Here is a 5,596-nt window from a genome sequence, read left to right on the forward strand (position 1 = left end):
GACTTAATCCGTTCTTCTAATGATGAATGGACTCGTCAACAAGCAGTAAAGAGTTTAGTGAAAATTGGACAGGGTAATGAAACAGCAATAATAGGCTTAAGTGAATTAATTCGTTCTTCTAAGGATAAAAGGACTTGTTGGTTAGCAGCAGCAGCATTAGGCAAAATTGACCCCGGTAATAAAATAGTAGCTTTGGCCTTGACAGATTTAATCCGTTCTCCTAGCGTTATTGTCCAGCTATCTATTTTCTTCAGTAAAACAATTCCAGCCTTAAAAGACTTGATCTATGATTCTGAAAATGAAGATACTCGCAGAGAAGCGGCAGAGAGGTTAGGGGAAATAGATCCAGGCAATGGAGTAGCAATAACAACCTTATGCAATCTTATTCGTTTCTCTGATAAGAAACATATTCGTAGGCAAGCAGCAGAGAGTTTAGGAAAAATTGGACAGGGTAATGAAACAGCGATTGCTTCTTTAATATACTTAATTAGTTCTTCTAATGATGAATGGACTCGTAAGCAAGCAGCAGAGAGTTTAGAGAAAATTAACTATCGTAAACGAACATTGATTAATCCTTCAGATAGAGGCGTACGCTATTACCATGATCATGTTTCTTATGAGAGCATCTTAAGTGAAACTATTCAGCAAGCAGCAGAGAGTTTAGGAAAAATTGGACAGGGCAATGAAACAGCGATTTTAGCCTTAATAGATTTAATTCGTTCTTCTAAGGATGAATGGATTTGTAGACAAGCAGCAAAGAGTTTAGAAAAAATTGGACAGGGCAATGAAACAGCAATTTTAGCCTTAGTAGATTTGATACATTCTTCTAATTGGAAGCAAGCTTTAGAGAGCTTAGAGAAAATTGGACAGGGCAATGAAACAGCAATTTTAGCCTTAGTAGATTTGATACATTCTTCTAACAATAAGTTTACTCTTATAGGTGTGGCAGAGAGTTTAGGAGAAATGGTGCAAAAAGAACAAATGCCAAGAGTGGTGACAGCCCTCAAAGATGCCCTATCTGATTGGAATTGGTATCAAAATCGTAATTTATACCAAATTATACACAAAATTCTCTGGAAATGCGCCCAAACCCTATCTTATCCCGAATTTTACCAAGCATGGCACGCTACCACCACCCCAGAAACCACCCCCATCGGTGACACTCCCACCAGTCAACAGCTTAACCTGCAACATCTCCCCGACTTACTCCCCTCTGAGTACCTTTACCTTAACCCCGAAACCCTCAACCACTATAATACATCTGAACTCAGTCAAGAACTCTGTAACCTTATTTGCCACAAGCTGCAACAATATCCCATCCCCGAAGCCAACAACATCCCCCAACTCAAACGCCATCTTATCCCCCTAATCGCCCAAAATGCCCAATTAACTCTCATTTTCGGAGAAAGTGACCCTAGTGACACCCTTTTATCCCTCTGTCAACAACTTAACCCGACTATTCCCATCGCATGGATTACCGAAAACCCCATTGCTAACCTACAAACCTTCTCACCCAACCAACCCAACCTAATCGAAGTGATCTTAAACTGGAAAAATCGGTAAACACCTCTGAATTATCCCAAGAATTGGGGATTCCCTTGGTTAAAGATTGTGAGGAATTGTTAGGGCAAATTCAGGTTACATTAGAAGAAGATTAGAAATCCAATCAAAATGAGGAACAGTGAATTATGAATATCAAAGATTATCCTTTTGCTCAAGACTTGATTACAGATAATCAAGGTCAGATACAGCAAGTTATTATTAACTTTGAAGACTATCAACAAATGATAGAAGCTTATGAAGATACTGGACTCTATTGCGCCATGATAGACGTTAAAGATGAAACTCCCTTGACTTTGGAGGAAGCATTAATTGAATTAGAAAAAGAATGAAAATCAACTATCTTCCTACTTTTATCAAGGATCTTAAAGATTTAAAAAGTACCTCCCCTTACTCAGTCATAAAAAACCTTGTCTTTACTGATATTTTAGCAGTTAAGCAGCTAAGCGAAATTAACAACCTTAAAAAATTAAAAGGAGAATGTAATGCCTATCGTATCCGAATTGGTGACTATAGAATTGTTTTTTTTGTTGAAGAAGATACAATTACATTTGCTCGTGTTCTTCATCGTCGAGAATTCTATCGTTATTTCCCGTAAAATTTCGGTAGATAAAGAATCATTGAAAAGCCTTTGTCGAAATAGCCCACAAAATGAATCACTGCGATTGCGCTCTCAACTACTGCCAACAAGCGCTTGAATTATGCCAAGAACTGGGGATTACCTTGGTTAAAGATTGTGAGGAACTGTTAGGGCAAATTCAGGGAAACTTAGGAGAAGCCAACAAATAAAATGAAACTTCCCAATGCCGATCAAGCCAACCTAGGAGACAAACTTGAACGTTACTGCCTCAATCCTGAGCATTCAAAAGGAAAACATAAAGCCTTGCTTTTCAAACAAAGATTAGGGATTACCTTAGCTAATAAAGAAATACTAGAAAATGCTCTTAAAAAAGCAGTAATGGAAGGAGAAGCCGAACTTTATAAAATCGATCAATATGGCACTCACTATGATCTGAAATTTAACCTCTGTACCGACATCGGAGAATCCTTAATTTTAAGTTGCTGGATTGTCCAAATAACTGAAAATTTTCCTCGTCTTACTAATGTCTATCCCATTAATTAACTAGCCCATGATGAACACCATTCAAGAATACGATCTCGTTGCCCTAACGGAAGATGTTACGGCTACTCACAAAACGACCCATCAGCCCATCCTTCTGCGTCGCGGACAAATGGGAACTGTTTTAATGTCTTTTAATCAGCAAGCTTTTCTGATTGATTTTACCGATCAAAACGGCCAAACCTTTGCGATGGAAACCGTTGATCACTCAAAACTTCTACGGCTGATCAGTGAACCTGAATTAGTCTCAGTCTAAGATAAAACTTTCGCCAACTTTTAGATAGAACTCTTTATCTTGCTATTCGGGAAAAAACTTTCAACAGCTTATTTCATCAAGAAATTGGTCAAATACTCCTTGAAGAAAAAACACTAAGACTAATTATCTTTAACCCTGACAATGAGGTAATCACCCAATGGATAAACTCAACCATTACCGCAAAATTATTCATCAGATTCTTGTCCCCTATAGCCAAATTATTTATAACAATGCGGACATTCAAAATCGTCTAGCTTTTGATCCTCAGAATGATCAATATCTCGTCATTTCAGAAGGTTGGCAACAGAATCAGCGTTATCATGATTGTCTGATTCATTTAGAAATTATTAACGAGAAAATTTGGGTACAATGTGACAACACCGAAGACGGTATCACCAAAGAATTACTAAGCGCAGGCATTGCTAAAGAAGATATTGTTTTGGGATTCCATGAACCTAAAATACGTCAATATACAGGCTTCGCTGTCGCTTAACTTTCAAATATGATGGACAATTCTCAAAACCGCAATCACCCACCAAATGAATCACTATTAGAAGAAGATTAGAAACTCTTGATAACCCAAGTCAGCCATGAAAATCACCTACTTTCAAGATACGGATACTCTATACCTAGAGTTCAATAACAATCCCATTGTCGAGACTCAAGAAATCAATGAAAATACCTTAGTTGATCTTGATCAGCAGGGGAATATTTGTGCAATCACCTTGGAACACGCCAAAAGCTTAACGGATCTGAATGCTTTTTCCCTCGAAACTATTGTCGCGCCTCAATTAGCATCAAGTTTATAAGAGTTGTCATAATAAAATTATTCTATAAACCTTGACGTGATATAATATATATGACATTTGGGCGCAGATTACTTGTGACCCTATAATCGGACAAATTCGTTATTATCAATGACAACAACTTTAATCAATCACATTGAAATTACCCCAGAAACTTGTGGCGGTAAACCGCGCATCGCAGGTCATCGCATCAAAGTCCAAGATGTCGTTATTTGGCACGAACGCCTGGGAATGTCACCCGATGAAATTGTTTATCATTATCCCAGCATTACTTTAGCTGATGTTTACGCGGCCCTTTCTTACTATCACGATCACCTTGAAGAAATTAGACAACAAATCACAGATGATGATACCTTTGCCAAGGAAATGCAAGCTAAAACACCTTCTCTAGTCCAAGAAAAACTAAAAAAAATGAATGGGCAATAAAATTAAATTTCACCTTGATGAAAATGTAAGCTATAGCATTGCTCTTGGATTGCGCCAGCGATGCCTTGATGTTACTACCACTCCAGAAGAAAATTTATTGGGGGTATCTGATGAAGTACAATTGCAATTTGCTTTATCCAATGGTCGCGTGATTTTTACTCAAGATACTGATTTTTTAAGAATCAATCAATCATCTATAACTCATGCAGGAATTGCTTACTGTCCCCAACAAAGTAAATCTATTGGTCAAATAATTCGAGGACTACTCTTAATCTGGGAAATTCTTGAACCCGAAGAAATGTATAATCACATAGAGTTTATATAGAACCGCATGAAAAAGTGAATTAGTATTTGGCAGATCGATAAAAATAATCAAAAAGCTAATTTTGTTACTCTTTACTACGATAAAATTAAGGAGTATGAATAATGCAAACCGTCCAACTTTTTCAACAAGTCAAATTATGTAGAGATGTCCCCGACACTATTTTTTAAAAAGGCGATTAAGGGACGATTCTAGAATTATTACCTCCTAACAAACAACAACCAGAAGCAGGTTATCTCCTAGAAATGTTTGACAATAACGATTAAATCCCTTGACTTAACGCAAAAACAACAATTATTAGAAATACTAGAACAACAAATTTTTCAAGCAGAAGGGCTCTTCTAGGTTCTGTGTGATAAGTTTAACTTATATAGGATCGATCAATCTTTGTGTCCTTTGTGTCTTTGTGGTTCCTTCCACTCGCTCGCTAGGAAGAATGTATCTTAGAATACATTTTGCCCACCAAACCTAAGAGAGCCGCAGAAGAAACTTCCTATCAAGACGACGAGGAAACCTTAGCAGAACTTCAACAAGTTCGGGATGAATATCAATCAGGCGACTATGTGACCCTTGAACAATACTTGAGCAAGGATTAAATCACAATGGATTATAGTATTAAAATCTCTAAATCTGTACAAAAACAGATTGATAACTTACCTAATCCCATCAAAAGTCGTATTCTTGAAAAAATCAAAGATTTATCAATAGAACCGCGTCCCTCTGGTGTAGTTGAATTAAAAAATTCTGATTATGAATACCGTTTGCGTGTTGGTGACTATCGAGTTCGCTATGAAATTGATGACCCAAAACAGGCAATACTCATCTTGCAATGTAAACATCGAAAAGATGTCTATCGCTAATAATTTAGAAACATTGCGCTACTTCAAATCCGAATTGGTGTTTCTCGCCGAAATCGCTCACAAAACCAATCGCCCTGAACTTGCCCTCAACTACTGCCAACAAGCGCTTGAATTATGCCAAGAATTGGGGATTACCTTGGTTAAAGAGTGTGAGTAATTGTCAGGGCAAATTCAGGGAAACTTAGGAGAATCCGACAAATAAAATGAAACTTCCCAACGCCAATCGAGCTGGGAGGGGGACAAGCC

Annotated in this window: 13 protein-coding genes and 1 pseudogene; all 14 read left to right on the forward strand. The window is 37.5% G+C overall.

Annotation, left to right across the window (positions count from 1 at the left end; translation table 11 throughout):
- On the forward strand, positions 1 to 1,563 hold a 1,563-nt coding region (locus tag MICAI_RS15870; RefSeq protein ID WP_039900306.1), incomplete at its 5' end, for a HEAT repeat domain-containing protein.
- A 125-nt stretch (positions 1,564 to 1,688) separates the two neighbouring features.
- Complete coding sequence (locus MICAI_RS15875) at positions 1,689 to 1,892, forward strand: hypothetical protein (RefSeq protein WP_008204256.1); 204 nt, start codon at positions 1,689 to 1,691, stop codon at positions 1,890 to 1,892.
- Positions 1,889 to 2,158: a type II toxin-antitoxin system RelE family toxin gene (locus MICAI_RS15880; RefSeq protein WP_008204258.1), complete on the forward strand. Its 270-nt coding sequence runs from the start codon at positions 1,889 to 1,891 to the stop codon at positions 2,156 to 2,158. The genes MICAI_RS15875 and MICAI_RS15880 overlap by 4 nt, the downstream gene beginning before the upstream one ends.
- Before the next feature lie 53 nt (positions 2,159 to 2,211).
- A complete protein-coding gene (locus MICAI_RS26510; protein ID WP_002800854.1) occupies positions 2,212 to 2,349 on the forward strand; it encodes a hypothetical protein in 138 nt (45 codons plus the stop codon).
- Between the two features lies 1 nt (position 2,350).
- Entirely contained in the window at positions 2,351 to 2,683 is a 333-nt protein-coding gene (locus MICAI_RS15890) for a DUF6883 domain-containing protein (protein ID WP_002800853.1), read from the forward strand.
- Positions 2,684 to 2,693: 10 nt separating this feature from the next.
- Entirely contained in the window at positions 2,694 to 2,936 is a 243-nt protein-coding gene (locus MICAI_RS15895; protein WP_012267894.1) for a DUF4926 domain-containing protein, read from the forward strand.
- Positions 2,937 to 2,968: 32 nt separating this feature from the next.
- Positions 2,969 to 3,190, forward strand: a pseudogene (locus MICAI_RS27230) (element excision factor XisH family protein); the annotation flags it as partial.
- A complete protein-coding gene (locus MICAI_RS15900) occupies positions 3,094 to 3,429 on the forward strand; it encodes a XisI protein (protein WP_002762148.1) in 336 nt (111 codons plus the stop codon). The pseudogene MICAI_RS27230 and the gene MICAI_RS15900, both read left to right, overlap by 97 nt.
- Positions 3,430 to 3,526: 97 nt before the next feature.
- The gene (locus MICAI_RS15905; protein WP_002734335.1) at positions 3,527 to 3,745 is read left to right on the forward strand and encodes a DUF2283 domain-containing protein; all 219 of its coding nucleotides are present in this window, start codon (positions 3,527 to 3,529) and stop codon (positions 3,743 to 3,745) included.
- Between the two features lie 108 nt (positions 3,746 to 3,853).
- Positions 3,854 to 4,168: a DUF433 domain-containing protein gene (locus MICAI_RS15910; RefSeq protein WP_002753976.1), complete on the forward strand. Its 315-nt coding sequence runs from the start codon at positions 3,854 to 3,856 to the stop codon at positions 4,166 to 4,168.
- Positions 4,158 to 4,493: a DUF5615 family PIN-like protein gene (locus MICAI_RS15915; protein WP_008204265.1), complete on the forward strand. Its 336-nt coding sequence runs from the start codon at positions 4,158 to 4,160 to the stop codon at positions 4,491 to 4,493. Before MICAI_RS15910 ends, MICAI_RS15915 begins: the two co-directional genes overlap by 11 nt.
- 452 nt (positions 4,494 to 4,945) lie before the next feature.
- Positions 4,946 to 5,086, forward strand: coding sequence for a hypothetical protein (locus tag MICAI_RS25960; protein ID WP_008204267.1), 141 nt, complete (start codon positions 4,946 to 4,948; stop codon positions 5,084 to 5,086).
- A gap of 6 nt (positions 5,087 to 5,092) precedes the next feature.
- Positions 5,093 to 5,350: a type II toxin-antitoxin system RelE family toxin gene (locus tag MICAI_RS15925; RefSeq protein ID WP_008204270.1), complete on the forward strand. Its 258-nt coding sequence runs from the start codon at positions 5,093 to 5,095 to the stop codon at positions 5,348 to 5,350.
- Positions 5,337 to 5,507: a hypothetical protein gene (locus MICAI_RS26515; protein ID WP_008204272.1), complete on the forward strand. Its 171-nt coding sequence runs from the start codon at positions 5,337 to 5,339 to the stop codon at positions 5,505 to 5,507. Before MICAI_RS15925 ends, MICAI_RS26515 begins: the two co-directional genes overlap by 14 nt.
- The last annotated feature ends 89 nt before the right edge of the window (positions 5,508 to 5,596 follow it).

Source organism: Microcystis sp. T1-4 (assembly GCF_000297435.1).
Lineage (GTDB): Bacteria > Cyanobacteriota > Cyanobacteriia > Cyanobacteriales > Microcystaceae > Microcystis.

Coding starts and splice junctions, on each gene's coding strand:
- MICAI_RS15875 (WP_008204256.1), top strand. CDS start 1,689: ATGAATATCAAAGATTATCCTTTTGCTCAAGACTTGATTACAGATAAT.
- MICAI_RS15880 (WP_008204258.1), top strand. CDS start 1,889: ATGAAAATCAACTATCTTCCTACTTTTATCAAGGATCTTAAAGATTTA.
- MICAI_RS26510 (WP_002800854.1), top strand. CDS start 2,212: ATGAATCACTGCGATTGCGCTCTCAACTACTGCCAACAAGCGCTTGAA.
- MICAI_RS15890 (WP_002800853.1), top strand. CDS start 2,351: ATGAAACTTCCCAATGCCGATCAAGCCAACCTAGGAGACAAACTTGAA.
- MICAI_RS15895 (WP_012267894.1), top strand. CDS start 2,694: ATGAACACCATTCAAGAATACGATCTCGTTGCCCTAACGGAAGATGTT.
- MICAI_RS15900 (WP_002762148.1), top strand. CDS start 3,094: ATGGATAAACTCAACCATTACCGCAAAATTATTCATCAGATTCTTGTC.
- MICAI_RS15905 (WP_002734335.1), top strand. CDS start 3,527: ATGAAAATCACCTACTTTCAAGATACGGATACTCTATACCTAGAGTTC.
- MICAI_RS15910 (WP_002753976.1), top strand. CDS start 3,854: ATGACAACAACTTTAATCAATCACATTGAAATTACCCCAGAAACTTGT.
- MICAI_RS15915 (WP_008204265.1), top strand. CDS start 4,158: ATGGGCAATAAAATTAAATTTCACCTTGATGAAAATGTAAGCTATAGC.
- MICAI_RS15925 (WP_008204270.1), top strand. CDS start 5,093: ATGGATTATAGTATTAAAATCTCTAAATCTGTACAAAAACAGATTGAT.
- MICAI_RS26515 (WP_008204272.1), top strand. CDS start 5,337: ATGTCTATCGCTAATAATTTAGAAACATTGCGCTACTTCAAATCCGAA.